This is a genomic window from Exiguobacterium sp. s78 (assembly GCF_018618985.1).
In the GTDB taxonomy this organism is placed as follows: domain Bacteria; phylum Bacillota; class Bacilli; order Exiguobacteriales; family Exiguobacteriaceae; genus Exiguobacterium_A; species Exiguobacterium_A abrahamii.
This window is the reverse complement of record NZ_JACSNB010000002.1, coordinates 1-26791: the sequence shown is the minus strand read 5'-3', so window position 1 is coordinate 26791 and position 26791 is coordinate 1. Positions and strand designations below refer to the sequence as shown.

Sequence of the window (26791 nt, the reverse complement as noted above, 5' to 3'; positions counted from 1 at the left end):
CACAAAGAAGGCAAGGGAACATTGTGTCCACTTGCCGAATTTTAGAGATATGTGCTACGTCGCTCGAGCAATACCGTATCGCGCCATCTGCCTCCGAGCCGACCAATTCGCTCCCGGCGACCGACTTCCCGAAAATTAAATCGTTCATGAAGGCGTAGACTCGCTTGATTTTCCGGAAAAATTTGCGATTGCAACGTCCAGATTCCGGCTGCTTCACTTGCTTGAATGACGTCTTCCATCAAGCGTGTGCCGACACCTTTACCGCGTGCTTCTTCCGCGATATAGAGGCTGATTTCAGCGACACCGGCGTATGCCGGAATCGAAGAGAATGGACTTAACGCGACCCAGCCGAGCAGTTGCTCGTCTTCCATCGCAACGAGGCGGCTGTGTGCGTGGTGATGCTTCCTCCATTCTTCGTACGGTAATGCTTCCGTACGAAACGTCGCATTCTCCGTCTTTATTCCTTGTTCGTAGATCCGAACGACTTCTGGATAATCGTCCACTGTCATTTGACGTACTTCCATCTCATCAGACTCCTTTGTTGCTCACATGCTGATTCTAGTTCGACAGCATGTCAGGAGTCTCCTGTTTAATCGACGGTGAACGGAATCGGTTTCAAGTCGATTGGTGTATTCGTCACGGTGTTGGAATAGCCCGTTTGTAGATAGAAGTCATCGATTGCATCGATTTGTGACGCTGATAACGTGAACGTCGCCCGAAGTAACTTTTGTTTCGCATCGATGACTTCAACAGTCGGTTTGATTTCACGACCATCCGGTGGTTCGTTTCCTTGAATCAGGAACATGCTGTTTTTAACATCCAACTTGATATCTGAATTTTTTTGATCCGAGTTCGTCAAGAAATTGACCTGTACATGAGAACCGGACGTCTCTACCTGTTGAATCGTCATCTTCAATGGATGATGCGCATCTTGTTGCGTATAAGGGAAAGACGTCTTCTTTAATGACAGCCAATGTGTTTTCGGTGAAAGACGTAAAGAAGGATGCAACGTATAGGAACCGGATGGAATGATATAATTTCCGAATCGAATCCGCGAGACATCCGTTCGTTGCGACCCGCTGACCGTACCACTTACTAACGATGTTCCAACTGACCAGTTTTTGATGATCTCCTTCCCTTTATCATCAAACAGAGCCAGTTCTAGCCAATATTGATCCGACTTCGGATAAACCGCCGTATAATCAAACGTCGTACTTGCCTGTCCTTTTGTCATCTGTTTTAACGTGACATCGACCGCATAATCAGGATTTTTTACCGTCGTATTAAACGTCTGTTCAATCGCTTGCAATCGTTTGACTGGAACTTCGAATTGCCAGTTTCCGTCTAGACCAAACATTTCCGAAATCACGAGTGGTACCTGCATAGAATCACTTAACTTCTGTAAGCCGACATCATATTCGATTCGTGCTTTCCATACCTTACCGTCCTGTTTGAAATGTGCCAGTTCTTGATTTTCAGTACCTTCAAATCGTTTATCCCCTTTGAACACTTCATAAAACGCAGCTCGTTTCGTTTCGTTAACGTCTGGTACACCGGTTGCCGTCAGGTTCATCCCGATCGTCGTACCATCATAGTAGGCGTCGACGACCTTGATCGTAATGCCTTGATCGGTGACCGTCTGATCAATTGCTGTTGCAAGTTGTTTCTTCTCGATTTCCGTGCCGACTGTGCCCTGTTCTGTAAAGGGACGATACAATCCACCAATCAATGGAACATGCGACATTGCGGAAGCAAACGGTGGAACGATGAACGTCGTCACGAATAGCGAGGCGGCAAGACCCGCAATGGCGACGTACTGTTTCCGACGAGGACGTTGTTGTTTTCTTTCCGCTACGCCTTGCGTGATGCCTTGACGAATCCGGTCTTGTAAGGCGTTCGTTGGGACAGGAATTTTTTCATAGTCATTTCGTAGATCGTGCTGCTCCATAATCCATTCCTCCTAACTGTATCTTCAATTCTTCGCGTCCTCGCTTTAAGTATGTCTTGACCGTATTGAGGGTAATGCCGATGAAGCTTGCAATCTCTTTCATCGGAATATCATGAAAATAGAAAAGAATTAAGACATCCCGGTATTCTTTTCGCAGATGCGATAAAGCGTGCACGAGATCAAGATGTTCGTCTCGCGATTGGTCTTCCTGCACCGGAACATGAAGTAAGATGTCATCGGTTGGTTGTTGTTTTTCCAACACGCGATAACAATTGCGGATCAGGATTTTCGTGATCCATGTCACGAAATGTTTTGGTTCCTTCACTTGTTCGATCGAGATGAACGCTTTATAAACTGTCTCTTGTACGACGTCTAAGGCATCGTGTTCGTTCTTCACATATAGATACGCTGTTCGGTAGAGTTGTTCGCTATGTAGGAGCACCAATTGCTCAAATGCCGCTTCATCGTGCTTCATTGCACGGCGGACGAGTGTCGTGTGCTCGTTTCGTAAGTCCATCGTGTTCCCTCCCTTTACTAATTAGAGCATGATGAGCCGAGAAAAGTTTCAAAAAATATCCAAAAGAAAAGGACTCTTGCGTTCCAAGAGTCCTTCCATCCTTCAAATATCTAATCGCACCGCCATTTCCCGACCGAATCGATCCCCGTGGTCGATGAAGCCGAGACTTGCATACAGACGGTGTGCCGCCTGATTATCCGGTCGATAGCCGACGACGATTCGTTTCGCTGCAGGTAACACGCGCATCTCGTCAATTACGGCTTGCATCGCTAATCGTCCGATTCCGTTCCTTTGCTGCGCTTGATCGATCATGATGCGGTAAATCCAGTAGCCGTCGAGTTCTTCTAGTTCCGTGTTGTACAGCACAAAACCAACGACGGCTTCATCTGCCATGATCGCCCGAAGGACAAGGCTCGGTTCGAACTTCGCTTGCGCGATCGAGTAGACGTTCGCTTCCATGAAGTCTTGCTGTTCTGCTGTCAGTGTCAGCTCACAACACGCTTCCCAGTTTTCTGCTGTTACCGGTACAAGTTGAATCATGTTCATTTCCCCTTTTAGTTAGACGGGAGTTACCTCCAGCGTCTGTTGATCACATCGTTGCACAGTGATCGCCCCCTTTCCTTCTCTCTCCTATCGGTTGGTTTAATTCATTGTTGAAGAACTACTGCGTTTTCAAGCAAAGCAGGTAGTTCGGCTAACGAAGTAATCATAAATGTCGGCGTGATATCCGTTGCTGATTTTCCTTCTGGATTAAACCAACATGTTGCGATACCAGCTTGATTGCCACCTGCGATATCAGCTGACAAGGAATCCCCGACGATGATCGTTCGCGCCGGGTCGAATTGCGAAATTCGCGCAAACACATGGTCGAAAAATCCTGCCATCGGTTTTTGAAAACCCGTCTCCTCTGAAACGAAAATCTCTTCAAAGAAATCCGTTAATCCAGCGCCCTCGAGCCGTGCGCGTTGCGTCTTCGAAATACCGTTCGTGACGACGTACATCGTGACGTTTCCGGCTAGCTGCTCAAGCAGCGCCGTCGCACCCGGAATCAATTCTGTTCCTTGTGCGAGATAGCCACGATACGTTTCGTCAACTTCTTGTCCGTCGACCGTCCGTCCTTCTTCCGCGAAGAACGTCACGAACCGTGAGTGAATGACTTCCTCGCGTGTCACCTCGCCTCGTTCAAGTGCTTTCCAAAGCGCTTGATTGAGTGTTTTATAGCGCGTTTCTCGCTCCGTCGTCCACTGCAACTCTTGTTGCTCGAGCAGGCGGCGAAAGGCAATCCGTTCCGTCGCTTCAAAATCGAGTAATGTATGGTCAATATCGAATAATACCGTCGTGTAAAACATATTCAAGCTCCTTTTCGTACGTGTTGTACAGTCGTTGTTTTCCCGCCCAGTTGAAATAACAGAACTCCGCCACCAATCAATAGGACACCGAGTGCTTTCGTCCACGTAAACGGAACGGTCTGTAAACCGAACCAACCGAGCGTATCCCAGAGTAAGGCAAACAGGATTTGTGATACCATGACGATCGAAATCGCTCGACTCGGTCCGAGTTGTTGAACGCCTTGCGTCACACAGAGAACGACGCCGACACCAATGATTCCGCTGAACCAAAACCAGGTTTGTGCCTCTTTTAGTGCAAATAGTTGTGATCCTTCGACGATCAGACCAATCGTCAGTGAAGCGAGGAACCCGAGTCCAAGGACTAGCGTTGTCGTCGCCCAAGCACCGACGTGTTCTTTGACTTTTGCGTTAAACGTATTTTGAATACAGACGAGCATGCCCCCACAAAGGGCAAGGATGATTCCCGTAACCATGTCGCACCTCCTTCATTCGTAAATGCTTTCTCCGACTCGTTCCATCAATCCGTCTCGATCAATGATTTCAATCGTATGCTGTGTCCGGCGAATCAACCCATCGTCGACGAACTGGCGTAAGACACGATTGACATGACGATAGCTCGTTCCGATCAAATCTGCCGCATCGACGAGTTCCTTACTCGCAAAAGCATCCGTATTAGGTGTCATCGACAACAAATAACTGGCTAGCCGAACTTCAACCGGGTACAACAGATTGAAGCTGAGCGTATGCGATTTTAATTCAAACTTTTTCGTGATCGTCTCGAGTAAAAATAATAAAAAGGCAGGATGATGGACACGTGCTTCTTCCAAATCCGGATAAGCAATGCATAAGACGGTCACTGGTGTCACTGCCTCGACCGTGTTCATCAAATCAATCTTTCGGACGAACTCAATATCGCCGACGAGATCAAACGGATGCTTGAAGGACAACACGAGACGTTTCCCCGTTGCCGACATATGCGTGATCTTCAATTTCCCTTCGACGAGCAGGTAGAGTTCTTGCGCAACATCGCCTTGTCGGCATAAAGCCTCACCCGATACGAACGTCTGAATGTGCATCGCCTTGCGTAGCGATGCGTCAAAGACATGCGTTAACTGATACCGTTCCAAATAGGTCACAATGTCCGTCACTTCTTCTCCTCCTTAGCTCTTTAAGATGAAGATGCCTGCGACCATCATCAAGATGCCGATGATCTGCGGTCCCCGCAGTCGACGTTTCATGACGCCGAACCAGCCTCTTCCGTCAATCCAGAGTGCCAGTGCTAATTGCGCCAGTAAAAAGAGCGAAATCGTCAAAGTTACGCCCATCCGGTGGACAGCTGTCATGTTGCTGAATAATATGATCGCTGCAAAGGCACCCCCTGCCAGATAAAGCGGTTTGACACGTCGCATCGCTGAAAAACTACGATCCCGTAAGACGATCGCTAAGAGAATCGCAACGATGAACCCAGTCATCTGAGTGATCGTTGCTGCTTGCCATGTCCCGATCGTCTGACTGATCCGGGCATTGGCGACACTTTGGAGCGTCAAGAAAAAGCCACCAGCAATCGCAAATAAGACACCTCGCATGTGCATACTCCTCTCCTATTCCATGATACTTTCATTTAACGAGAGTCCATCTGATTTGAACAGGACATTTGTCCTGAGACAGCATAGTGATGTAAAAAAGGATGAACGATATCAACCTCGTTCATCCTTTCATCCAATTCAAACAAAATTCTAAATCCAGTTGAAGATGCGCTTTCATCAATCGCTCCGCTTCTTCTGGTTGATGATTCAAAATCGCTTGATAGATCTCATCATGTTCTTCAATCAAGAGTGGTCGTTTATGGTGGACAACAGTCTTACGGAATAGATAGATGATGGATTGCATCCGATCAATGATATCAATCATCACCGGGTTGTTCGTTGCCCCGACGATCACATCGTGAAATTCTTTGTTCGCCGCCATCACTTCTTCGAGTTCGCCCGTTCTACCGATTTTGACACACTGCTTCAACTTTTCTAAATCAGCTTCTCGCATATATGTCGCACAATGACTGGCTGCAAAGCCCTCAAGCAACATTCGGACTTGAAAGATGTGTCGCAAATCCATGTCGCTCGGATTGACGACACGTTTTTGCTTAATCAATCCTTCTTGCTCCAGTTTTCGAATCGAATCTCTGACGGGAGTACGGCTAATTCCCATTTCCTCAGCTAGACGCTCTTCGACTAACTTTGTTCCACGTTCCAGTTCTCCGTTTAAGATGCGATCCCGGATGTATTCATATGCCTGAACATATGCTAATTGCGTCGTTTTCTTCCCCACAGACATCGTCTCCTACATTCGAATTTCTTCTAGTTCAAAGTATAAGTTTAATATTGGGAATTGGAAAGAGACATATTTTTGTATACATCTTTAAATAAATTGTATACAAAAATGAACTTAGCGTGTACAATTCGGTTAAAGACTTTATGAAAGCGCTATCTTTTTATGAAAAGGAGTTTGATTAGATGAACACACGCGTTGGATTTATTGGTTTAGGCATCATGGGAAAACCGATGGCCTTGAATATACTAAAAGCCGGTTATGACGTCACGGTGAATGATTTAAATACGGAAAGTGTAGAGACACTCGTTCAAGCGGGTGCGGCATTCGGAACACCTGCTGATATGGGAGCGACGTGTGATGTCATCATCACGATGCTACCGGCGTCGCATCATGTCGAGCAAGTCGTCCTTGGAGAAAACGGTCTCTTACAAACGGCTACAGCTGGAACGATCTTGATTGATATGAGTTCGATTTCCCCCGTCGCCTCGGTCGAGATTACACAACAAGCAGCACTACGCGGAGTTGAGATGCTCGACGCACCCGTCAGTGGTGGAGAACCGAAAGCAATCGACGGGACGCTTTCCATCATGGTCGGCGGGAAAGACGACGTCTTTGAAACCGTCCGACCACTCCTAGAAGTCATCGGTGCTAGCGTCACGCTCGTCGGCAAAAACGGGAGCGGTGTCACGGCTAAGCTTGCCAATCAAATCATCGTCAATTTAAATATCGCTGCCATGTCCGAGGCATTGACGCTTGCCGCAAAAGCTGGCATCGATGTAGAGAAGATGTATCAAGCCATTCGCGGTGGTCTTGCGGGTAGTGCCGTGCTCGATGCGAAAGTACCGTTGATTCTAGAGCGAAACTTCGTTGCCGGTGGACGCATCGATATCAACTTAAAAGATATGACGAACGTCATGGAAACCGCGCATGAGATTGGTGTTCCTTTACCCCTCTCTAGCCAACTCGTTGAGATTTTCCATGCATTGAAAATTGATGGAAAAGCTGCGGATGATCACGGCGGCATCATTCAGTACTACGAAAAATTAGCACATGTTGAAGTAAGGAAGGTGTAAAGGATGATTTCGACATTCCCGACATTACCAAGTAAAACGACACTCAACCAATTACCATCCCTACCGGATGCAACAGTAGTCGATGAATTGTTAGTTGAAGCCTTACATCAGTTTCCTCATAAAATCATCGTCCTCGACGATGATCCAACAGGTGTGCAGACTGTCCATGGCGTGTCTGTCTATACTGACTGGACGAGCGAAAGTATCGAGGCTGGATTTAGCGAAGACCAGTCGATGTTTTTTATTTTGACGAATTCTCGTGGATTTACGCGTGAAGAAACACGACAAGTCCATGAAGACATCGCGGCTACCGTCCAAGCCGTTTCCGATCAACGAAATCAGCCGTTTATTTTAATTAGTCGTGGTGATTCGACACTTCGTGGTCATTATCCGCTCGAAACGGACGTCTTACGCCAAACCCTCGAACAACAATCCAGTGGTCACTTCGACGGTGAAATCCTGATGCCATTCTTCCAAGAAGGTGGTCGTTTTACGATCAACGATATCCATTATGTGCTTGAAGACGACACACTTGTACCAGCAGGGCAAACAGAGTTCGCAAAGGACCGGACATTCGGTTATTCCGCTTCGCACCTTGGGGAATGGGCAGAAGAAAAATCGGATGGGGCTTTCCCAGCTGACAACGTCATCTCCTTATCACTGGATGATTTACGGCAGGTACGTCTTGACGCACTCGTGGCACAACTGATGAACGCTCAAGATTTCAATAAAATCATCATCAATGCGACAGATTATCTTGATGTCAAAGTCGCGACGATTGCTTTGATTCGCGCAATGAATGCAGGAAAACGATTTTTATTCCGGACGGCCGCAGCTTTTACGAAAGTCATCGGTGGAATCGATCAGCGTCCCCTCCTGACAAAAGAAGAACTCGTGTCCGATACGACGCCTGGCGGTTTAATCATGATTGGATCACATGTCCAAAAAACGACAGAGCAACTAGCCGAATTAAAAACGTGTGACTTCATTCATTTCATTGAGTTTGATGTCCATCTTGTCCTGTCTCCCGATCAATTCGAACAAGAAATTAATCGAATCATCACGACGACGGAACAATTGATTGCATCTGGACAGACAGTTGCCGTCTATACGAGACGAGAACGTCTCGACCTAGGAGAGAATCAACAAGAGAATGAATTAAAGCTATCCGTTAAAATTTCTGATGCTGTGACGAGCATCGTCACCCGTCTGGATGTACGTCCAAGCTACATCATCGCTAAAGGCGGAATCACGTCAAGTGATATCGGGACGACTGGTCTGAAAGTCAAACGAGCAACTGTTGCCGGTCAAGTCAAACCCGGTATCCCGGTTTGGAAAACAGGAGCCGAAAGTAAGTTCCCCGGACTGACATACGTCATCTTCCCAGGGAATGTCGGTTCGAAGACGACGCTAAAAGAAGTCGCAGAACTACTTCACGCTTGATAATTTTGTAAGCGGATACAAGAAGTGAGTCATCACCTCAGTGGAATTCATGATATGAAGGAGAGATCTTGATGGTTACGGGTAATTTATTGGTCGTCATTTTTATTCTGTCTCTAGCTCTACTGTTCATTTCCATCCTAAAGCTTAAAATCGAACCGTTTCTGGCACTTGTAGCGATCTCCATCTTGACGGCTTTAGCCATCGGGATGCCTGTCAAAGAAGTCGCATCCGTCGTCACGACTGGTTTCGGGAACACACTTGCGGGTGTCGGTATCCTGATTGGTCTTGGTGTCATCTTTGGTCAGTTTCTTGGTGCATCGGGTGCTGTCGAAAAGATTGCTCAAGCTGTCTTGAATGTGTTCGGACCTAAAAAATCCTCTGCTGGACTTGCTCTGACTGGAACAGCGGTTTCCATTCCTGTCTTTTTTGACGCGGCTTTCGTCATCTTAAGTGGATTGATTCGTTCGCTCTCTTCTAAAACAGGCATCTCCGTCGTTAGTTTCGTTACGGCACTCGGTGTCGGTCTGATCGTCTCGCACAACATGATTGCCCCGACACCTGGACCACTCGTCGTCGCAGAAAATACAGGATCAGAGCTCGGCTTCTTCATTCTGTATGGGATCATCGTCGCCATTCCAGCTACTCTCGTTGGTGGTTACCTGTACGGTATGTTCATCGGAAAACGAATTAAGCATTCTGGCGATATCGAAGAACTCTCAATCGACCCAGCGGATTTACCAAAGAAAGAAATCGGTACAGGGCTTAGCTTCTTCATGTTAGCTTTACCCATCGTCTTGATCTTATTGAATACGGTCTCTCAACTGCTATTTCCCGGAACTTCGATTGCGACGTTCTTTGGCTTCATCGGTGAGAAAAACGTTGCCTTATTGATTAGTGTCTTTGCTGCTGTCATCTTATTACGCCCATACATCGCAATCCCGAACGTTCGCTTATACTCGGAAGCGATCAGTTCAGCCGGAATCATCATCTTGATTACCGGAGCCGGTGGTGCCTTTGGTGCCGTCATCAACAACAGTGGCATCGGGGATCACCTCATTACGACGATGCAGAACTGGAGCATCCCGGTTCTCTTGCTGGCATTCATCTTTTCGCAAATCCTCCGGGCGTCACTTGGATCAGCGACGGTCGCCCTCGTCACGACATCGAGTATTCTCGGTCCGATGGTCGGAGAATTAGGTGTCTCTCCGATTCTTCTCGGTCTAGCGATTTGTGCTGGTGGAATTGGACTTTCTTTACCCAATGATTCAGGTTTTTGGGTCGTCAACCGGTTTGGTAAATTGACGATTCCCCAAACACTTCTTGCTTGGACGGGCGGTGGCTTTATCGCTGGTTTAACAGCGCTCGCTACAGTCTTCCTCTTAAGTCTATTCACAGGGATTTTACCTGGACTCTAACTCAAAAATGCCACCGATGACATTCATCGGTGGCATTTTTGTTCATTCGTTTTCCAATCGTTTAATCGCTTCATCTAGTTGTTCCTGATCCTCTTCCGACAACTTCGGATATTGCGGATCAATTTCCTTCAGGACGTCATTCATGACTTCGGTGACGATATAGCGAGAATACCATTCGTCATCTGCCGGTAAGATGTACCACGGTGCATACGATGTCGACGTCGCTGAGACAAGCTCAGCAAAAATCTCATGGTATTCATCCCAGTGCTTGCGTTCCTCAATGTCACTGAACGAGAATTCGAAGTTTTTCGTTGGATCCTTCAGACGAGTCAACAACCGTTGCCGTTGCTCCTCTTTTGAGACATGGAACAAAAACTTGACGACCCGGAAGCCATTCTCGACGAGATAGCGTTCAAAGTCATTGATTTGGCGATAGCGCATCTGCCAGACATCTCCGTCATCCGGCTTTTCCTCTTCCTCGAGCAAATCATGGATGCGTGGCGCAATGACTTCCTCATAATAGGAACGGTTCAAGATGCCGACTTCGCCTTTTTCCGGTAGTCCTTCGTGGATCCGCCATAGATAGTCGTGTTTTTGCTCCGTATCCGACGGTTTTTTGACTGAAATCGTCCGGAGTCCTTGTGCGTTCAAGTTAGAAAAGATGTAGCTGATCGCCTCATCCTTCCCCGCTGCATCAATCGCTTGCAGGATGACGAGGACGCCGTTCTTTTCTTCGGCATGCAAACGCCAGTGTAACTCTTGTAAGGTCTCGACACTTTTCGGAATCCGCTTCTCTCGCAATTCCGCTTCCGAAATCTCATGTTTTTCTGATGTCGGGTAATTCGAAAACGAGACTTGCTCGCCTTCCTTAACACGATAGGATGACAGTTTCATGGTAGGGCTCCTCCTTTAATTGCTTCTAAAGGGGGTTTACCCTACTCGTTCGTCCTGAAAACGTTCAGATGAACTTATCTTTTCAAAAGGAGATGGACTCCATCTTCTAGCGTCGCCACAGGACGACCGAGTAATTCTTTAAAATCAGTACTTTCTACTGCCAGAGTTCCGACCGCGATATCTGCCTGGATACCCGTCAACATTGGAATCAAGAAGTCAGGTAAGCCAGCTGCTTGCATCCGCTCGCCATAGGTCGTGCTATCTACTTCATCTACAGCGACCGATCGGTTAAGCACTGTTCCGACTGCAGTCGCGAGTTCTGCTTGTGTATGCAACGGTCCAGAGAGTTCATAGATCGCTTTTGGATGCTCAAGTGTCAGTCCCGTCGCAATCGCTAACGCATACTCATCTTGTAACGCCCATCCGACTTTGCCTTCACCTGCAGCCGTTAACCAGTCTGCGCCTTGTGCGACAGCCTCAATCGTTCCGAGTTCATTTTCGAGATACCAGTTGTTGCGGAAAAAGACATACGGGATACCTGTCGCTTGAATCGCTTCTTCTGTGACCCGATGTGTTCGCGCAAGTCCGTTCGTACTGTGTGCCGCATTGGCGATACTCGTATAGCCGATCAGCTTGACGCCTGCCTCTTGTGCGGCCGTGACAGCGGTTTGATGTTGCCGGATCCGTGTTGCTTCTTCACCGTCCGTCGAGATGATCAGCAGACGATCGATGCCTTGAAATGCTTGTCCGAGTGTTTCCGGCTGATCGAAATCACCATGCCGGACATCGATTCCTTGCGCCGTAAGGGTTGCCGCTTTTTCGACGTCACGAACACTAACCGCTACATGTTCGTTGCCAACTTGTTCACTGAGATGTTGCACGATCCGTGCACCTAATTTTCCGGTTGCTCCTGTAATTAACCATTTCATGATGAAACCACTCCTTTGAAGGTTGATGTTGTTCTTCATGATACGCCAGGTGATACACTAAAAAAAGTAGGCACTTATCTGAAACTAGGTCCCTCAAAACGAACCAATGGGAGAGGATGAACGTGGCTGTATTCGATTCAACGACCAATCAACGGACTGCCTGTCCAGTCACTCGGGTGCAACAGATGGTCGCTGGCAAATGGAAAATCATCTTACTGTGGCACCTGACACACGGGACACATCGTTTTCATGAACTGCAACAATTAACAGGTATCTCTAAAGGAACATTGACGCGTCAGCTTCGCGAGCTCGAGGCGGATGGTTTGATTCAACGGCACGTCTTTGGCGAAGTTCCTCCTCGCGTTGAATATTCCCTGACGGATGCCGGACATAGTTTTTTACCGATTCTTGATCAAATGGCAGCCTGGAGTGAACAACACTTCCAAGCGGAATGATCGTGAGTAACAAAAAACATGCGCTTCTTCTCGATTCAGAAAAGAAGTGCATGTTGTCGTTCATTCCGTCGCTGTCACAGTCTGACGTAAGTGGGTATCAATCGCCTCCGCGACGCGTAATCCGGAGATGACAGCACTCTCGACGCGCGTCCGTCCTGACGCATCATCAGCTTCAAGGAACGCATCACCAGCAAGCCAAAGCGGGTGTGCCGTCAGTTTCAAATGCGGTGTCCGGTAAATCGCGCGTGCCTGGGCGTAACGCCAACGCTTGAGCTGACGCGAGACAATCGTCACCGGTCCGAGTTGCTGTTGTAACAGACGCTCGACTTCAGCGAGTGTCTCTTCTTCCGGGCGCGCGTACCAGTCTTCACTGAAGCGGGCTGTCATATAGACGCTCAGGAGTGTCGTCTTCGAAATCTTCTTCTCGGCATTATTGACGAGCTTCAACATCCCATCGACGAGATGTTCGTCTTGTAGACCGACTTCTCCGATCGTGAGTTGCTCTTTGATTTCAAACAGACCAACGAATGTCGGCTCGAACGTCACTTGACGTAACTGCTCATGATCGTCATCTCCGAGCGCCAGATCAGAAGACTGCAACAGTTCATATGCTTGCGGCACAGGCGCCGTCACGAGTAACGCATCATACGCACCTTGATGATCTGTCGCTTGTGTGACGAGTTCGCCTTCCGTTGCCGTAATATGCGTGACCTGTTCATTCAACTGGACAGGAATCCCTCGACCAATGGCTTGTACGAGTTGATTCATGCCGTTCGTCGCGACATAGCGTGGAAAATCCGTGCCGAACCACTTACGAACCCATCCCTTCTCAAGCCATTCGTCGACTTCGCGTCCCAACTCTTCCGTCCGGACCGTGAAGAAGACGGCACCATGATCCGCTGTTCCTTCATCAATCCGACGAGTCGCCATTCGCCCCCCGACGCTCTGGCTTTTTTCGATGATTTCAACAACATGTCCTGCCGCCTGCAATTGACGTGCCGCAAAAATCCCGGCGAGTCCACCGCCGATGATTCCGATTCGTTTCCCTGTCATCTCGCTTCCCCCTCATATTCCTCATTTCCCTAAGTATAGAGGTTTCTTCCAAGACATGAGTGAATCAATACCCGTCCGATATGCTCGTCGTCTGTAGTTCCTGCTCGATGAGCGCGATGTTCTCCTCAAAGAACGCCTGGTGCTCTCCTAGTCCACGTTTGATGCACCACCCGACGGCCGTGAGTGCTTCCCACAAACGATAGTATGCCAAATACGTCTCGATTGGCACGTCTGGGTGTAGCGTCGCGTATCCTTCTTGAAATGCCGTGACGTAAATGGAATCGAACGTATTGAGATTACGGACGATCTTCGTGAAGTCCATCTCGATGGCCCCATAGCGGGTCGTCTCGAAATCAATCACCCCTGTGACTTGATCACCTACCGTCAGTAAATTCGCTAGGCGGAAGTCACAATGTGTGGCAACAGGACGTGAAGGCTCAGGTAACGACTGTTCTCGTCTGACTAACTCTGTTTGGATGTTCTCTAAAAAAACGGGGTCGAGTTCGGACGTGATGAACGGCATGAATCCATCGAGTTTTTCATTTCGGAAACGTCGCCAATCCTGAACCGGATAGGCATAAAATCCATCTTCCGTATACTCGCCATAGGCTTCTCCTGTACACGTATGCAGCATTGCGAGCGTTCGACCAATTTCGGACGCCAATTTTTTAGTCATCGTGATCGGTGCCTGTCCCGGTAAGGCAGCAAGCACGAACGCCCCGGTCGTCTGCCCAGGAGCTGCTTCAGCTAAGATGTGCGGCACGGGTATAAACCCTTCTAGTGCATGAATCCAGCCACGCTCCCGGTACCACTTTTCAGCCGTATACGGGCGCTTCAAGAAAACGACCTGACCATCCGCTAAAACGAGACGATCGACTTCAGAACTATACGATTCGTCGACGGTCGCGCATGCTGCGACATCGAGTTGAAAATGTTCAATCCATTCGTCTCGCGTCATTCTGTCGTCCCCAATATTTTCTGTAGCGTTTCACCTGGTAGACCGTCAATCGGTCCAACATAGGTCGATTCAAAACCTAATCCGATCAAAATACGGCGCGACGCTTCATGTGCTGGATCAATCGTCGCTGTGACGACCTGTAACTCTTCTTCTGTCGCTAACTGTAAGAGATGCTCTGCAATGGTTGTGCCGTATCCGCGTCCCCACTGATCGGGTAGTAGCATGTAACCGAGCTCTGCTTCGAACGGTTGAGTTTGATTCCGGGTCATGTGCCCGATTCCAATCCATGTCTCTTCGGCATAAATCAAATACGATCCTAGTCGGTCGTGCTGCTGTTGTTCAAGGATTCGGTCAAAGCGTTGTTTCGTTTCCGTATCTGTTAATGCCTGTTCCGTGATGTAACGCATGACACGTTCGTCTTGAACGAGCGTTGCGTAGCGTTCGTAATCAGACGTTGTTATTTTTCGTAATTCAATCATCTTATTCTCCTCTTCATGTCCGGTAGTCATTGTGGGTTGGGGTGAAGACATCTTCCGTCGACGGACGAACGATCGCAAAGTGTTCGACGTTATAATGACCGTGCAAGACTTGATTGTGGTGTGCAATCATTTGCTCCGGCGTCAGGACATCGGAGCCGTTCGTCGTATGCCCGTCTGCGACGAGTGTGACATCAAAGCCATGCACCGTCGCACTGCGCACCGCGGTATCGATGCAGTGCTCCGTCTTACAGCCTAAGACAATCAGATGTTCAATCGATGCTTGCTGTAGATGATCGAGCAAGGGGGTATCATGAAACGCATTCGTTGCTGCTTTATCAAACGTGACACTCGACGCTGGAACGGGAATCAAGTCATGAACTGCAAACCCAGGTCCAATTCCACCAGCGACGTCCAGATCCCGAATGAAGACGATCGGGATGTTCCGTTCGTCTGCTTCAAGTACGACTGCTTCGATGACATGCGCGACTTGTTCTTTTAAGTATACCGGACGTTCTTCCGTGTTTCCGTCGACGAGTTCCTGTTGAAAATCAATCACTAGGACCGCTTGTTTCATCGTCATGTTCCTCCTTGTAAAATCGACTGCTTGTTTCCTTCCCGTTCATCTGAATGATTTCCTGCTCCTGACAGACGCGAAACTTTTTAGCTGTTGGATTCGTTAAGAAGAAGGAAAGGATGTGTCTGGATGATTTGGTTTGGCGTCATCTTCTTATGTGTGCTTCTTGTCAATCTGACACTGGAGAAACTGATCATGAACCGGACGATGACACGTCGCTGGTTCGTACGCAACTTACTCATTTGTCTCGGGATCACTCTATTACTATTCGGGATCGAACGTTATGTCCTATCCGGTCTGTAAAAAAGCAGATAGCGATTTTTCGCTACCTGCTTTTTTATTTAATAGACTTCGTAATTTTGCCCCGTCTGCGCCCCTTCGACACTCTTTTCGAACGCGGTCGCGACACGTGACGCCGGAACGGCTTCAAAACCACGGAAGAAGGGTCCGTACTTCTCGAGCGACTCAATCAGTACGTTCGGACTGACGCTGTTGATTCGAATACCTCGTGGCATCTCGATTGCTGCTGCATGAACGAACGCTTTAACCCCACCGTTTGCAAGCGCTGCGGATGCGCCTTGGCGAATCGGATCGTCCATCATGATGCCGGTCGTCAGCGTAAAGCTTCCTCCGTCTCGTACTGACGGTAAACCAAGTAGGACCAGATTGACCTGACCTTTTAGTTTACTGTCGATTCCAATTTGATTAAGCTCCGGTGTTAAGTTCGTCAATGGACCAAAATGAGCGCCACCTGTGGCACTGATAACAGCATCAACAGAACCGACTGTTTCATACATCGCTCGGATACTTGCTTCTGACGTAATATCGACTTGCACATCCGCTCCGCTTCGTCCGGCACGAATGATGTCATGCCGCTCACTCAGCCGTTCGACGACTGCCTGCCCAATCGTTCCGCTTGCTCCTACTACTAAAATTCGCATGATCCCTTCCCCTTTCACGTCTAGCTTACCTATCTAGCCTACTGCACAGCAGCTGATGGTTTCAAGGATTCTACCGGATGCGTCTTCAAGAAGATGAGGATTTCTTCGAACAAACGTTGTTTATCCCGATCGAGTGTCAGTAGATGTTTACTGTTCGGAAGAAGGACCTTTTTCTGATCTCGGCTCGGCACTGTCGTTTCGATTCGCTCGAGACTTGCATGATAGACGGCATCATCTAATGCGCCAAGGAATAGAGCGATGGGCTGTGTGATCTTCTGCAAGACGACTCCTGTGTCGAGGATGAACTGTTGCAGTGCCCGTAAGTCTTTCTCCGGTCGTGGAAAATGACGGTCGACAAAGTCTACGATCCACTCCGGTGAACGATCGTCAAACTGAAAATACCGTTCTGTATACCGACGGACGCGGTGCTCGAGTCCCGCAATCGTCCGCTCAAGAATCGGCGTTGAGAGTAAAACGAGTCCGGCACATCCTGACTGTTCTGCCAATCGAAGTGCCATCACTCCACCGAGTGATTGTCCGATCAAAAAGATGTCTTTGTGTCCTCGATCTTGTAAAAACGCGAGTCCGACTTGCGCGGACTGCCAGACGTCTTCGATCGTCGTCTCAAACAAGCGCTCCGGCGATTCCCCGTGCCCGGCGTAATTGGGCGCGTAACAGGTATACCCGGCTGCATGTAAAAAACGAGCGAGTCCCCGCATCTCATTCGCACTTCCAGTAAAACTATGTAACAACAAAACAGCAGGTCCGGGTCCTTCTAAGTACAGATCCTTTGATTTTGTAATCAAGTTCGCCCCTCCTTTTCATCTCTTCACACTTCCTCTACCGAAGCATCCTCCCGTAACGATTCTATAATCCGAAAGCCTGGGTAGTCCGCTTCGGATCGTCGTTCGCCACTTGACCGATAATAAGCATTCCAGTAACTGATCATCCGGTCTTCGATTCGCTTCATGTATGCCGGATCATCCTCGACGAACCGCCGCTTCACTTCCGGATCCCATTGCTCGATTGCGGGTACGATGATGTCGACGATGTCACGGACGTACTCACTAGCAAGTTCGATGATATAGGCAAGAACCCATCCGTCGTGTAGATGGTTTTTAAGTAACTGCTGAAGATAATGCTCACGAACATGACCATCATGGTGACGGGTGTAGAGACAATATAACATCGTTTGTTGTGTCGACGTCAGTTCCTCGATCCGCTCCGAGTCGATTTCTGACACGTATACACGCATCGGAATCTGTATCTGTTCCTGCTCTACTTTCACTTTGATTGTTCCTGGTGATAAGCGTGTCCATCCAAACGGTAAACACGCTTTAACGACCCGAACGTCCTGTTCATATCTCTTAGGAAATGCGGTGATCCAGCGGTTCATCTCGTTCTCCTCCTAATATAAAAACTCCAAACGGCAGACGCTTACACGCCTGTCATTTGGAGTCGATTTGTTTCCTTATTCAACCGTTACTGACTTCGCCAAGTTACGTGGCTTATCGACGTCACAGTCGCGACCGAGTGCCGCGTAGTATGAGATCAATTGAAGTGGTAAGACAGACAAGAGCGGTGACAAGAGTGGCTCGACTGCTGGGATGACGAATGCATCTGTCGGCAATTCAAGACCTTCTGCTGCGATGACACACGCGTTTGCCCCACGTGCGACGACTTCCTTGACGTTCCCACGGTTGTTGAGGTGAACGTGTGGTTGTGTCACGAGCGCGATAACCGGTGTGTTGTCTTCGATCAAGGCGATTGGACCGTGCTTGAGCTCTCCACCCGCGTATCCTTCTGCTTGGATATACGAGATTTCTTTGAGTTTCAATGCACCTTCCATCCCGACGTATGCATCTTGTCCACGACCGATGAAGAACGCGTTACGTGACTCAGACAAGTATTCTGTCGCGATTTCTTGGAAACGATCCTTTTGAGACATGACCGATTCCATCGCACTTGAGATTTTACCGAGTTCCTTCATGAGATCGAAGTTGACGGCAACTCCTTTTGCTTGAGCAAGGTCAAACGCAAGGACAGCAAGAACAGCGATTTGAGCTGTATAGGCTTTTGTTGAAGCAACGGCGATTTCTGGACCTGCGTGGAGCAACAATGTTGCGTTCGCTTCACGTGACAATGTTGATCCTGGAACGTTCGTGATCGTCAGTGCCGGGTGACCAAGTTTCTTCGCTTCGACGAGAACGGCACGGCTATCCGCTGTTTCACCTGATTGTGAAAGGAAGAGGAAGAGCGGTTTCTCTGTCAATAATGGCATGTTGTATCCGAACTCAGAAGAGATGTGCACTTCTGTCGGGATGCCTGCGATTTGTTCGATCAACTGTTTTCCGATCAAACCAGCATGGTAGCTTGTTCCGCAACCGATGATGTAGACACGATCACGACCAAGTACGAGATCACGGACCGATTGGTCGAGTGTGATGTCGCCTGCTTCGTTTTGATATTTTTGAACGATGTTCCGGATGACTGCTGGTTGCTCATCCATCTCTTTGAGCATGTAGTGCGCGTATGTTCCTTTTTCGATGTCTGATGCATCGATTTCAGCCGTGTACGCTTCACGCTCTTGGACGTTCCCATCGAGATCTTGGATCGTGACGCTATCACGCGTCAAGATGATCATCTCGCCATCATGCAACTCGATGAATTGATCCGTTACTTGTAACATTGCCATTGCGTCTGATGCGACGACGTTGAACGTACCGTCACCGAGACCAACGAGAAGTGGTGATTTGTTTTTTGCGACGTATAAGACGTCTGGATTTTCAGCATCGATCAATGCGAGGGCATACGAACCGTGCAAGACGCGGAGTGTTTGACGGAATGCTTCCGCGACGTCACCTGTCTCGTTGAAGTTCTTTTCGATCATCTGAACGATGACTTCTGTATCCGTGTCGCTGAGGAGATCGACATTCAATTCTGCTTTTAGCTGCTCATCGTTTTCGATGACGCCGTTGTGCACGAGTGTGAAACGTGCTGACGCACTTTGGTGCGGGTGCGCGTTTGGTACGCTTGGGACACCGTGTGTTGCCCAGCGTGTGTGTCCGATTCCGACTGTGCCGTCTGCATCAGCAGGAACGACTTCGCGTAGCGCAGCAATCCGGCCTACTTCTTTGTGGACTTGAACGCCGTCGTTGACGAACGCAAGACCTGCCGAGTCATAGCCGCGGTACTCGAGCTTCTCGAGACCTTTTAATAAAATTTCCTTCGTGTTGACTTGTCCGATCATACCTACGATTCCGCACATGTTACATCTCTCCATTTACAAGTATTTCCCTAAAGAGGAAACGGCTCTTGTTGAGAGGATCCCAATCGGTCTGTTTGTCCGTCCAATCACTTGAACGATTTCAGAACGATTTACGGTATGGATCTGGTACCGGGAGGCATCCGCCGAATGATTCGATAAACCTCCACCTCGTCAGCTTTCATCCTACGAAGAAAGCCCTGGCGCTTCTTGTTTCCGTCTGACCCCGTTTCTGTCCGACTTCACCATCATACGAACTTTAATCTGAAAAAGCAAGAAAGGTAACGTATTTGTAACTATTCCCGATATTTTTCTAATCAATACGTATAATCCCTATATTTTGTAAAAATCTCAATCTATTTTTCTAAAATAATTGTAAAAAAAGAAGCAGAGCAATCGCTCTGCTTCGGGCTACTTAGTTTTCTTGTAACGCGTAGTTCTCACGAACGACGTTCGCGATCCGCTCGACGTATGCATCACACGCTTCTTGTGTCGGAGCTTCTGCCATGACACGAACGAGTGGTTCTGTTCCTGACGCACGAACGAGGATCCGTCCATTCCCCGCCATCTCTGCTTCGACTTCAGCAATGATTGCCTGCACGGCAGGACCGCTCATTGCGCCATTTTTGTCTGAAACACGGATGTTTACGAGACGTTGTGGGAAGATCGGCATCTCAGCTGCAAGTTCCGATAACTTCTTCCCTGTCGCTTTCATGATTTGCAACAACTGGACGCCTGACAACATGCCGTCCCCTGTCGTTGAGTAGTCCATGAAGATGATGTGCCCCGACTGTTCGCCACCGAGTGTGTAGTCGTTCTTACGCATCTCTTCGACGACATAACGGTCACCGACTGCTGTCTGAAGCGCCGTCATCCCATTTTCTTCGACGGTTTTATGGAAACCAAGGTTACTCATGACCGTCGCGACGATCGTGTTGTCTTTCAGACGACCGAGTTCGTTCAAGTATTTTCCGCAGATGAACATGATTTTATCGCCATCGACGATATCGCCGTTCTCATCGACTGCAATCAAGCGGTCGCCGTCTCCATCAAACGATAAACCAACGTCTGCGCCTTTTTCCTTAACGAAGGCAGCAAGATGTTCAGGGTGTGTCGAACCGACACCATCATTGATGTTGAGTCCGTTCGGAGTTGTACCGATCGTCGATACTTCTGCTTCCAAGTCACCGAATAGACGTGGTGCGAGGCTTGACGTCGCCCCGTGTGCGCCGTCGATCGCGACATGGATGCCTGAGAAATCTTCATCCGATGTCTGACGAAGCATGTGGAGATATTTCTGAGCCCCTTCATAGTAATCATGAACGAAGCCGAGTTCTTTTCCGGCTGGGCGTGGCAATGTATCTTCTGCTTCATCGAGTAATGCTTCGATTTCAAGTTCTGTTGCGTCATCGAGCTTAAAGCCGTCTGAACCGAAGAACTTAATCCCGTTATCTTCCACTGGATTGTGCGATGCAGAGATCATGACTCCGGCTGTCGCATCCATCGTTTTTGTCAGGTATGCGACACCTGGTGTCGAGATGACACCAAGACGCATGACTTCTGCACCGATTGATAACAGACCCGCGATGAGTGCATTCTCAAGCATTTGACCAGATACACGTGTATCGCGTCCAATCAAGACTTTTGGTCGTGTGCTTTCGTGTTTCGTCAACACGTAACCACCTGTTCGACCGAGGCGATACGCAAGTTCCGGTGTCAATTCTACGTTTGCGACGCCGCGTACGCCGTCAGTTCCAAAATACTTACCCATGTGTTATTTCCTCATTTCACTAATTTGTTTTAATTGGTCGGAATCGATGTCCGGGGAATTGCTTTTAATGTGACATCCATATTATCCGGACGCAGGACATCAAAGGCTTTTGATGTCTGATACGAGATCGGCAATCCATGCGTTCCTTCTTTTAATCCTGTCACGTCGATGACCGCTTTGATATCCGTCGCATCAATCGATGCTAAATCAGATTCTTTCCCACGGACGACGACATCAATCGTTTGATTATAATCAATCGTATACTTTGATTCATCGAATCCATTCAACGTGACCGTCACACCCGGAATCGTTTTCTCCGCTCGATCCTCGACGGTTTCTGTCGTCGAATTGGCATTTTCTTTTTCGACGACGATATTGACGGTGACCTGTGTCGGATCCATCGCTGTCGCGTTTTCCGGTTCGACGAGTTTGACGGTTTTTTCCGTCGTCTTCGTCAATCCTTTGAGCGAGACCGCTTCTGTATCAACAGAACCGATACGCTCTAGTTCTTCTTTTGTTCCATATAGACGAGCTTCCGTTGTGACGGGAACGATCTTGACGACAGTATACCCTTTTTTAACGTTGTCTTTTGTCTTCACATTAATCGGTACCGTCTTACTTTCCTTATAGATCGGTACTGTGATTTCTAATTGTTCCGGTTGATAAGATGCACTGATCGTATTCCCGTTCGTGTCAGTCGCTTTAGCATTGAACGTCTCTTTGAACGTCTCTGCCCGACCGGTCACATCGATCGGTACTTGGATTGCTGAAATCGCCTGTAACTTCTCCGCGCCTCCTGTGACTTCAACAGTTTGTTGGTTCGGTTGCGCTTCTCCAGCGACATATCCTTCAGCGATTTTGTTTTTATTGAGTAATGCGACTTGTACCGGTACTTCCTTTGTAATTTTCTTATCGAGGAAAACTTCAATCGTCTCCTGTTTCGGTGTCACCTCGACATCTTTTCCGAAGCCGGTTGCTGTGACACGGACACGATGATAGCCAGGGTCGAGTCCTTTCAAATCAATCGATAATCCAAAATCCTGAACGAGCCGGAGCATCGTCAAGCTACTCGACGGCCCTTTGACGGTCACTTCCATACTATCTGGAATATTATAGGCGACCCACTGCGATTCATCATACTGGACCGTGACCGGCACGTCAAATTTCGTCGAACCTTGTCCCGCGATCGGTAATAGACTAGCGGCATCACTTTTTCCCGTCGTATTCGAACCTGCGACCATCAAATACAACATGACGGCTAAGGCGACGGCAACGATGCGTAAAAACCAGCGTTCATTGAACCACTTTTCGAACATTATTTTTTCGCCCCCATCCAGTTCAAGAAGGAAGTATTCGTCGGTTCGGCCTTGACGATCGTCTCAAGTAACTTCGTCCGTAAGGATTCTTCGTCGAGTTCCCGGTACAGACGTCCATTGATGGCGAGTGAGACACCACCCGTTTCTTCCGAGACGACGAGCGTGACGCTATCCGTCACCTCACTGACACCGATGGCAGCGCGGTGACGTGTTCCAAGCTCTTTTGAGATATGTGCACTCTCAGACAGCGGTAAGTAACAAGCGGCTGCTGCTAACTTGCCTTGCTGGACGATGACGGCACCATCATGTAAGGGTGTATTCGGAATGAACAAGTTGATCAGCAACTGACTCGTGATTTGTGAACCGAGCGGAATGCCCGTCTCCACGTATTCACTCAGTCCTGTCTCGCGTTCAATCGTCACGAGTGCTCCGATACGCCGTTTTGACATGTACTGAGCAGACGATACGAGTGCATCGACGATTCGAACTTGTTCATCTTCATCACTGATGGCACTACGTGAGAAAAATTTACTCGTTCGTCCTAAGTGTTCCAGTCCACGTCTTAGTTCGGGTTGGAAGATAATGATGATCCCCAGTAACCCGTAGGTGATGATTTGATTCAATAAGAATTGCAATGTTTTGAGTCCAAAAAAGCCACTCAAGAACCAACTGATCAAAATGACCGAGATCCCTTTAATGAGCTGGACTGCTTTTGTTCCTTTGACAATGATCATGAGACGGTAAATGACGAACGTCACGACCGCAATATCAATCACGTCATTAATATAATCGTACCAATGTACGTTTTCTCCCAGTTTCAACAATTGAAATTGAAGTGGTTGCCAGCTGAAGTAATTCACCAACCGTGCCCCCTAACTCATCTGATTTAAACAGTTTCCATTATAGCACAAAGGGACGAGTTCGACTCGTCCCAGCTGATTATTGAAATAGACGCTTGATTCCGTACCAAACGCGTTCGAATAATTGATCAATTTCCTTGATTTCTCCGGTCACGCTACCAGCACTCGCCGTGTAAGCTTTCCCGTCAACGGTCATGACATCGCCATTGACTTTCCCTTCGATTCGGACGTTCCCACCTTCGACATATAGATCTTGATCGACCGTGACGCCTTTCGGGACGACGACCTCGCCATTTTGAGCGACGATACCTGGTGCATTCGTATAGGATAAGTCATGTTCTTCTTGTGCCATATAACCACCTAGGCTACCGACCGACAAGAGTAAGAAAACAGCCGCTGCCGCGAGCAATGGGTACTGCTTCATCTTCCCTCCAAAACGAGACGGTTGCGGTTGGTGCAGCAAAGCAGCGCTTGGCGTCTCCACCTGTTCAGGCAATTGTGCCAGCACGCGGGATGTAAAATCTGCCGATAATTTAGGCGCTGGAAGTTGACGCAGTCGAGCATCAAGGAGCCGATACTCTTCGAACTCGTCCATCGCGTCTACTTCTCGTAACTCTGCTTCTAATCGCTCGAATTCCTCAGGTGGTTGGTTTTGGTCTAAATAATCCTGGATCCGTTCATGTACATGCTCTCGTGACATGGTGAGTTCCTCCTTCTCATCGTTTAGCAAAATGCTTCTTCAGCGCTTCTCGTCCACGATGAATTCTAGTTTTGACAGTAGCGACAGGTAATTCGATCATTTCACTGATTTCCTTTAGCGAAAGATCCTCTACATATTTCAGGACGAGTGGGACACGGTATTTTTCTGGTAAAGCCGCAATCGCGTCCCCGACTTCGTTTCGTTGCTCGTTATCGACCACTTGGTCCTCCGGCAAGGTGTCCTTGCTCTCGAGTTGTGAATACAATGTCAGTCCTTCAGTACCTGACATCTCAGCATCAAGAGAATAATCAGGTTTCTTTTTCCGTAATCGGTCAATCGATACGTTCGTGACGATTCGGTACAACCAAGTCCGGAACTTCCATTGTGCATTATACGAATCAATTTTCGTAAATACACGGATGAAGGCTTCCTGTGTCGCATCCTCCGCTTCCATTCGATCGCGCAAGACACGGAAAGCCACAAGAAAGGCACCTTCCTTATATAGATCAACAAGTGCCGCGAATGCATCACGGTCTCCCTGTTTCACTCGCTCAATTAAGCGTAGTGTCGTTTCTTCCACTTTGAATACCCCCCGCTCTATGCGGTCAATCTCTTATACGAAGTCGACCGACAAATGTTTCATCTCCTTTTAAATTGTAACAAAAAAAACTTGAACCCCGATGAAAAGAGTTCAAGTTCTATCCATTATTTTACTAAGCGATGTGTTTCCATTGCCAAAAGTAGATCTCCGATCAGTTCATTCGCAAGTTCTGCTGTTCCGTTTCCTTCTTCAAGCAACGGATTCACTTCAACGAATTCAGCTGCAATGAAGTCTTCTGCCGTTGCGCAATGCTTGAGCACCGTCTTCGCATCGTCTAAGAAAATGCCATCGGCGACACGTGTTCCTGTACCGACGACGAGCGATGGATCGAGACCATCCATATCAAAGCTAAGATAGAACGCATCCGTCGTTTCCTTCAAATAGGCAATCGCTTCTTCCATGATTGCGTCCATTCCCCGAGTTCGGATCGCTTCCATATCATAGACACGAATACCAAGACGATCGATCAGCTCTTGTTCCCCTGGATCAACGTCACGTAATCCGATGAAGACGAGGTGTTCCGGTTGCAGCTTGATATCTGTTCCTCCGACTTCCGTTAAACGCTGATGTCCTTCCCCAAGGGCTACAGCGAGCGGCATACCGTGGATGTTACCAGACGGTGATGTTTCCGGTGTATTCAAATCACCGTGTGCATCGAACCAGATGACGCCAAGACGTGGTACAGTCTGACGTAACCCTGCAATCGTTCCGATCGCCATGCTGTGATCACCACCGACTAATAACGGAAAACGTTGCTCCGATAACGCATCACGTACAATTAGATGCAAGTCATTCGTCGTATGGACGACGCCTTCAAGACGTTTCAGCTTCGGATCTTCTTCTCGAACCGCATCCTCGGATAAGACAGCCGCTTCCCCATAGCGTACTGCTTCTTGTCCCCGTGCTTCGAGTGTCGCGAGTAGACCCGCTTTTTCGACAGCAGCAGGTCCGTGTTCAGTGCCCGGCTTTCCTTGTCCATAACGGTACGGTACGCTGATATACGCAATGTTCATACGATATTCCCCCTATGTCATAGTCACTTCTACACATATTGTAAGCGGTAACAAACAAGTGGTTCAACTCAACAAAAAAACGCATGAATATACAAAAAAACACCGTGAAGGGAATCACGGTGTTCTTGCGTACGTACTCTGGTTATGCTTGGCATTTCATATAAAAAAAACTTAAGACGAACGAAACTCGCTTAAGATCTTTAAATAAAATTGGTGGAGCCTAGCGGGATCGAACCGCTGACCTCCTGCGTGCAAGGCAGGCGCTCTCCCAGCTGAGCTAAGGCCCCAAAAGAAAAAGCGGAAGACGGGATTCGAACCCGCGACCCCGACCTTGGCAAGGTCGTATTCTACCACTGAACTACTTCCGCAAGAAATGAGCCATGCAGGATTCGAACCTGCGACCCTCTGATTAAAAGTCAGATGCTCTACCAACTGAGCTAATGGCTCGACATGGTGGGGGGGGGCGGATTCGAACCGCCGAACCCGAGGGAGCGGATTTACAGTCCGCCGCGTTTAGCCACTTCGCTACCCCCCCAGTTTGTCTAGGAAACTTATACAATTGAGAAAAACAGTGCCGGCAACAGGAGTCGAACCCGCGACCTACTGATTACAAGTCAGTTGCTCTACCAGCTGAGCTACACCGGCACAAAAAGTATAATGGTGACCCGTACGGGATTCGAACCCGTGTTACCGCCGTGAAAGGGCGGTGTCTTAACCGCTTGACCAACGGGCCATTGGCTCCGCAAGTAGGATTTGAACCTACGACCTACCGGTTAACAGCCGGTTGCTCTACCACTGAGCTATTGCGGAATAAATTAAATGCCTGGCAACGTCCTATCCTCACAGGGGGAAGCCCCCAACTACTTTCGGCGTTCAAGTGCTTAACTTCCGTGTTCGGCATGGGAACGG

Annotated in this window: 30 protein-coding genes, 7 tRNA genes and 1 rRNA gene; 5 read left to right on the top strand and 33 right to left on the bottom strand. The window is 48.4% G+C overall.

Going from position 1 to position 26791, the window contains the following annotated elements; translation table 11 throughout:
• Positions 1–41: 41 nt before the first annotated feature.
• The 9 genes from KNQ18_RS11615 to KNQ18_RS11575 form a co-directional block, all read right to left on the bottom strand.
• Positions 42–524 (bottom strand): GNAT family N-acetyltransferase, encoded by a 483-nt coding sequence (locus KNQ18_RS11615; RefSeq protein ID WP_215084896.1) that lies wholly within the window; start codon positions 522–524, stop codon positions 42–44.
• A gap of 65 nt (positions 525–589) precedes the next feature.
• Entirely contained in the window at positions 590–1948 is a 1359-nt protein-coding gene (locus KNQ18_RS11610) for a DUF4179 domain-containing protein (RefSeq protein ID WP_149426623.1), read from the bottom strand.
• Positions 1923–2465: a sigma-70 family RNA polymerase sigma factor gene (locus KNQ18_RS11605; protein WP_149426622.1), complete on the bottom strand. Its 543-nt coding sequence runs from the start codon at positions 2463–2465 to the stop codon at positions 1923–1925. The genes KNQ18_RS11610 and KNQ18_RS11605 overlap by 26 nt, the downstream gene beginning before the upstream one ends.
• 102 nt (positions 2466–2567) lie before the next feature.
• Positions 2568–3005 carry a GNAT family N-acetyltransferase gene (locus KNQ18_RS11600; RefSeq protein WP_483299331.1) on the bottom strand — a complete coding sequence of 146 codons (438 nt, stop codon included), beginning with the start codon at positions 3003–3005 and terminating at the stop codon, positions 2568–2570.
• Positions 3006–3112: 107 nt separating this feature from the next.
• Complete coding sequence (locus tag KNQ18_RS11595; RefSeq protein ID WP_149426621.1) at positions 3113–3814, bottom strand: YjjG family noncanonical pyrimidine nucleotidase; 702 nt, start codon at positions 3812–3814, stop codon at positions 3113–3115.
• 2 nt (positions 3815–3816) lie between these two features.
• A complete protein-coding gene (locus KNQ18_RS11590) occupies positions 3817–4287 on the bottom strand; it encodes a DMT family transporter (protein WP_023466690.1) in 471 nt (156 codons plus the stop codon).
• Positions 4288–4299: 12 nt separating this feature from the next.
• On the bottom strand, positions 4300–4962 hold the full coding sequence (locus KNQ18_RS11585; protein ID WP_353049199.1) for a Crp/Fnr family transcriptional regulator: 663 nt from the start codon (positions 4960–4962) through the stop codon (positions 4300–4302).
• A gap of 12 nt (positions 4963–4974) precedes the next feature.
• Complete coding sequence (locus KNQ18_RS11580) at positions 4975–5400, bottom strand: DMT family transporter (protein WP_023466686.1); 426 nt, start codon at positions 5398–5400, stop codon at positions 4975–4977.
• 121 nt (positions 5401–5521) lie between these two features.
• On the bottom strand, positions 5522–6139 hold the full coding sequence (locus KNQ18_RS11575) for a GntR family transcriptional regulator (RefSeq protein ID WP_215084891.1): 618 nt from the start codon (positions 6137–6139) through the stop codon (positions 5522–5524).
• Between the two features lie 185 nt (positions 6140–6324).
• Here KNQ18_RS11575 and garR point away from each other — a divergent pair, with 185 nt between their 5' ends.
• The 3 genes from garR (at position 6325) to KNQ18_RS11560 (ending at position 10073) form a co-directional block, all read left to right on the top strand.
• On the top strand, positions 6325–7215 hold the full coding sequence (gene garR, locus KNQ18_RS11570) for a 2-hydroxy-3-oxopropionate reductase (protein ID WP_215084889.1): 891 nt from the start codon (positions 6325–6327) through the stop codon (positions 7213–7215).
• A gap of 3 nt (positions 7216–7218) precedes the next feature.
• Positions 7219–8658 (top strand): four-carbon acid sugar kinase family protein, encoded by a 1440-nt coding sequence (locus tag KNQ18_RS11565; protein ID WP_215084887.1) that lies wholly within the window; start codon positions 7219–7221, stop codon positions 8656–8658.
• Between the two features lie 71 nt (positions 8659–8729).
• Positions 8730–10073: a GntP family permease gene (locus tag KNQ18_RS11560; protein ID WP_215084885.1), complete on the top strand. Its 1344-nt coding sequence runs from the start codon at positions 8730–8732 to the stop codon at positions 10071–10073.
• A 42-nt stretch (positions 10074–10115) separates the two neighbouring features.
• Here the strand turns inward: KNQ18_RS11560 and KNQ18_RS11555 are convergent, their stop codons facing one another.
• Complete coding sequence (locus KNQ18_RS11555; RefSeq protein WP_029343121.1) at positions 10116–10967, bottom strand: PPK2 family polyphosphate kinase; 852 nt, start codon at positions 10965–10967, stop codon at positions 10116–10118.
• A gap of 74 nt (positions 10968–11041) precedes the next feature.
• Entirely contained in the window at positions 11042–11896 is an 855-nt protein-coding gene (locus KNQ18_RS11550; protein ID WP_215084883.1) for an SDR family oxidoreductase, read from the bottom strand.
• Between the two features lie 122 nt (positions 11897–12018).
• Between KNQ18_RS11550 and KNQ18_RS11545 the strand changes: the two genes are divergently transcribed.
• Positions 12019–12351 (top strand): winged helix-turn-helix transcriptional regulator, encoded by a 333-nt coding sequence (locus KNQ18_RS11545; protein ID WP_231681699.1) that lies wholly within the window; start codon positions 12019–12021, stop codon positions 12349–12351.
• 60 nt (positions 12352–12411) lie between these two features.
• Here KNQ18_RS11545 and KNQ18_RS11540 read toward each other — a convergent pair whose 3' ends face one another.
• The 4 genes from KNQ18_RS11540 to KNQ18_RS11525 form a co-directional block, all read right to left on the bottom strand.
• Positions 12412–13404 carry an NAD(P)/FAD-dependent oxidoreductase gene (locus KNQ18_RS11540; RefSeq protein WP_215084881.1) on the bottom strand — a complete coding sequence of 331 codons (993 nt, stop codon included), beginning with the start codon at positions 13402–13404 and terminating at the stop codon, positions 12412–12414.
• Between the two features lie 64 nt (positions 13405–13468).
• Positions 13469–14362 carry a phosphotransferase family protein gene (locus KNQ18_RS11535; protein WP_215084879.1) on the bottom strand — a complete coding sequence of 298 codons (894 nt, stop codon included), beginning with the start codon at positions 14360–14362 and terminating at the stop codon, positions 13469–13471.
• The gene (locus KNQ18_RS11530) at positions 14359–14841 is read right to left on the bottom strand and encodes a GNAT family N-acetyltransferase (protein ID WP_215084878.1); all 483 of its coding nucleotides are present in this window, start codon (positions 14839–14841) and stop codon (positions 14359–14361) included. The genes KNQ18_RS11535 and KNQ18_RS11530 overlap by 4 nt, the downstream gene beginning before the upstream one ends.
• Before the next feature lie 13 nt (positions 14842–14854).
• On the bottom strand, positions 14855–15415 hold the full coding sequence (locus KNQ18_RS11525; RefSeq protein ID WP_215084877.1) for an isochorismatase family protein: 561 nt from the start codon (positions 15413–15415) through the stop codon (positions 14855–14857).
• A gap of 129 nt (positions 15416–15544) precedes the next feature.
• On the opposite strand from KNQ18_RS11525, the gene KNQ18_RS11520 reads away from it, so the two are divergent.
• Positions 15545–15718 carry a hypothetical protein gene (locus KNQ18_RS11520; protein ID WP_193749019.1) on the top strand — a complete coding sequence of 58 codons (174 nt, stop codon included), beginning with the start codon at positions 15545–15547 and terminating at the stop codon, positions 15716–15718.
• A 38-nt stretch (positions 15719–15756) separates the two neighbouring features.
• Here KNQ18_RS11520 and KNQ18_RS11515 read toward each other — a convergent pair whose 3' ends face one another.
• The 18 genes from KNQ18_RS11515 to rrf form a co-directional block, all read right to left on the bottom strand.
• Positions 15757–16356 carry a short chain dehydrogenase gene (locus tag KNQ18_RS11515; protein WP_215084876.1) on the bottom strand — a complete coding sequence of 200 codons (600 nt, stop codon included), beginning with the start codon at positions 16354–16356 and terminating at the stop codon, positions 15757–15759.
• Positions 16357–16394: 38 nt separating this feature from the next.
• Positions 16395–17162, bottom strand: a complete 768-nt coding sequence (locus KNQ18_RS11510) for an alpha/beta hydrolase (RefSeq protein WP_215084875.1) — start codon at positions 17160–17162, stop codon at positions 16395–16397.
• A 23-nt stretch (positions 17163–17185) separates the two neighbouring features.
• Positions 17186–17752, bottom strand: a complete 567-nt coding sequence (locus tag KNQ18_RS11505; RefSeq protein ID WP_215084874.1) for a hypothetical protein — start codon at positions 17750–17752, stop codon at positions 17186–17188.
• 75 nt (positions 17753–17827) lie between these two features.
• On the bottom strand, positions 17828–19624 hold the full coding sequence (glmS, locus tag KNQ18_RS11500; RefSeq protein ID WP_064300436.1) for a glutamine--fructose-6-phosphate transaminase (isomerizing): 1797 nt from the start codon (positions 19622–19624) through the stop codon (positions 17828–17830).
• A gap of 412 nt (positions 19625–20036) precedes the next feature.
• Positions 20037–21392, bottom strand: coding sequence for a phosphoglucosamine mutase (glmM, locus tag KNQ18_RS11495; protein ID WP_029343107.1), 1356 nt, complete (start codon positions 21390–21392; stop codon positions 20037–20039).
• Between the two features lie 29 nt (positions 21393–21421).
• Entirely contained in the window at positions 21422–22708 is a 1287-nt protein-coding gene (locus tag KNQ18_RS11490; RefSeq protein WP_064300434.1) for a CdaR family protein, read from the bottom strand.
• Positions 22708–23568 (bottom strand): diadenylate cyclase CdaA, encoded by an 861-nt coding sequence (gene cdaA, locus KNQ18_RS11485; protein ID WP_050676886.1) that lies wholly within the window; start codon positions 23566–23568, stop codon positions 22708–22710. The genes KNQ18_RS11490 and cdaA overlap by 1 nt, the downstream gene beginning before the upstream one ends.
• 79 nt (positions 23569–23647) lie before the next feature.
• Positions 23648–24268 (bottom strand): anti-sigma factor, encoded by a 621-nt coding sequence (locus tag KNQ18_RS11480; protein ID WP_023466661.1) that lies wholly within the window; start codon positions 24266–24268, stop codon positions 23648–23650.
• A 16-nt stretch (positions 24269–24284) separates the two neighbouring features.
• Positions 24285–24848 carry an RNA polymerase sigma factor SigW gene (gene sigW / locus KNQ18_RS11475; protein ID WP_023466660.1) on the bottom strand — a complete coding sequence of 188 codons (564 nt, stop codon included), beginning with the start codon at positions 24846–24848 and terminating at the stop codon, positions 24285–24287.
• 125 nt (positions 24849–24973) lie between these two features.
• Complete coding sequence (rocF, locus tag KNQ18_RS11470; RefSeq protein ID WP_214724778.1) at positions 24974–25882, bottom strand: arginase; 909 nt, start codon at positions 25880–25882, stop codon at positions 24974–24976.
• Positions 25883–26093: 211 nt separating this feature from the next.
• A tRNA-Ala gene (locus KNQ18_RS11465) sits at positions 26094–26169 on the bottom strand.
• A 9-nt stretch (positions 26170–26178) separates the two neighbouring features.
• Positions 26179–26250: transfer RNA gene (locus KNQ18_RS11460), tRNA-Gly, on the bottom strand.
• Between the two features lie 6 nt (positions 26251–26256).
• Positions 26257–26329 (bottom strand) — tRNA-Lys (locus tag KNQ18_RS11455).
• Between the two features lie 4 nt (positions 26330–26333).
• Positions 26334–26417 (bottom strand) — tRNA-Tyr (locus KNQ18_RS11450).
• Between the two features lie 37 nt (positions 26418–26454).
• Positions 26455–26527: transfer RNA gene (locus KNQ18_RS11445), tRNA-Thr, on the bottom strand.
• Between the two features lie 13 nt (positions 26528–26540).
• Positions 26541–26615: transfer RNA gene (locus KNQ18_RS11440), tRNA-Glu, on the bottom strand.
• A 2-nt stretch (positions 26616–26617) separates the two neighbouring features.
• Positions 26618–26692 (bottom strand) — tRNA-Asn (locus KNQ18_RS11435).
• Positions 26693–26703: 11 nt separating this feature from the next.
• Positions 26704–26791, bottom strand: a 5S ribosomal RNA gene (rrf, locus tag KNQ18_RS11430); the annotation flags it as partial.

Bases quoted from the DNA above. Each gene is read 5' to 3' on its own strand.
- KNQ18_RS11525 (WP_215084877.1), bottom strand. From the start codon at position 15,415: ATGAAACAAGCGGTCCTAGTGATTGATTTTCAACAGGAACTCGTCGAC.
- KNQ18_RS11535 (WP_215084879.1), bottom strand. From the start codon at position 14,362: ATGACGCGAGACGAATGGATTGAACATTTTCAACTCGATGTCGCAGCA.
- KNQ18_RS11610 (WP_149426623.1), bottom strand. From the start codon at position 1,948: ATGGAGCAGCACGATCTACGAAATGACTATGAAAAAATTCCTGTCCCA.
- KNQ18_RS11590 (WP_023466690.1), bottom strand. From the start codon at position 4,287: ATGGTTACGGGAATCATCCTTGCCCTTTGTGGGGGCATGCTCGTCTGT.
- KNQ18_RS11600 (WP_483299331.1), bottom strand. From the start codon at position 3,005: ATGATTCAACTTGTACCGGTAACAGCAGAAAACTGGGAAGCGTGTTGT.
- KNQ18_RS11540 (WP_215084881.1), bottom strand. From the start codon at position 13,404: ATGACAGGGAAACGAATCGGAATCATCGGCGGTGGACTCGCCGGGATT.
- KNQ18_RS11580 (WP_023466686.1), bottom strand. From the start codon at position 5,400: ATGCGAGGTGTCTTATTTGCGATTGCTGGTGGCTTTTTCTTGACGCTC.
- KNQ18_RS11490 (WP_064300434.1), bottom strand. From the start codon at position 22,708: ATGTTCGAAAAGTGGTTCAATGAACGCTGGTTTTTACGCATCGTTGCC.
- KNQ18_RS11565 (WP_215084887.1), top strand. From the start codon at position 7,219: ATGATTTCGACATTCCCGACATTACCAAGTAAAACGACACTCAACCAA.
- KNQ18_RS11515 (WP_215084876.1), bottom strand. From the start codon at position 16,356: ATGCGAATTTTAGTAGTAGGAGCAAGCGGAACGATTGGGCAGGCAGTC.
- KNQ18_RS11555 (WP_029343121.1), bottom strand. From the start codon at position 10,967: ATGAAACTGTCATCCTATCGTGTTAAGGAAGGCGAGCAAGTCTCGTTT.
- KNQ18_RS11595 (WP_149426621.1), bottom strand. From the start codon at position 3,814: ATGTTTTACACGACGGTATTATTCGATATTGACCATACATTACTCGAT.
- KNQ18_RS11505 (WP_215084874.1), bottom strand. From the start codon at position 17,752: ATGAACCGCTGGATCACCGCATTTCCTAAGAGATATGAACAGGACGTT.
- garR (WP_215084889.1), top strand. From the start codon at position 6,325: ATGAACACACGCGTTGGATTTATTGGTTTAGGCATCATGGGAAAACCG.
- rocF (WP_214724778.1), bottom strand. From the start codon at position 25,882: ATGAACATTGCGTATATCAGCGTACCGTACCGTTATGGACAAGGAAAG.
- KNQ18_RS11480 (WP_023466661.1), bottom strand. From the start codon at position 24,268: ATGTCACGAGAGCATGTACATGAACGGATCCAGGATTATTTAGACCAA.
- KNQ18_RS11605 (WP_149426622.1), bottom strand. From the start codon at position 2,465: ATGGACTTACGAAACGAGCACACGACACTCGTCCGCCGTGCAATGAAG.
- KNQ18_RS11615 (WP_215084896.1), bottom strand. From the start codon at position 524: ATGGAAGTACGTCAAATGACAGTGGACGATTATCCAGAAGTCGTTCGG.
- KNQ18_RS11520 (WP_193749019.1), top strand. From the start codon at position 15,545: ATGATTTGGTTTGGCGTCATCTTCTTATGTGTGCTTCTTGTCAATCTG.
- glmS (WP_064300436.1), bottom strand. From the start codon at position 19,624: ATGTGCGGAATCGTAGGTATGATCGGACAAGTCAACACGAAGGAAATT.
- KNQ18_RS11560 (WP_215084885.1), top strand. From the start codon at position 8,730: ATGGTTACGGGTAATTTATTGGTCGTCATTTTTATTCTGTCTCTAGCT.
- glmM (WP_029343107.1), bottom strand. From the start codon at position 21,392: ATGGGTAAGTATTTTGGAACTGACGGCGTACGCGGCGTCGCAAACGTA.
- KNQ18_RS11550 (WP_215084883.1), bottom strand. From the start codon at position 11,896: ATGAAATGGTTAATTACAGGAGCAACCGGAAAATTAGGTGCACGGATC.
- KNQ18_RS11530 (WP_215084878.1), bottom strand. From the start codon at position 14,841: ATGATTGAATTACGAAAAATAACAACGTCTGATTACGAACGCTACGCA.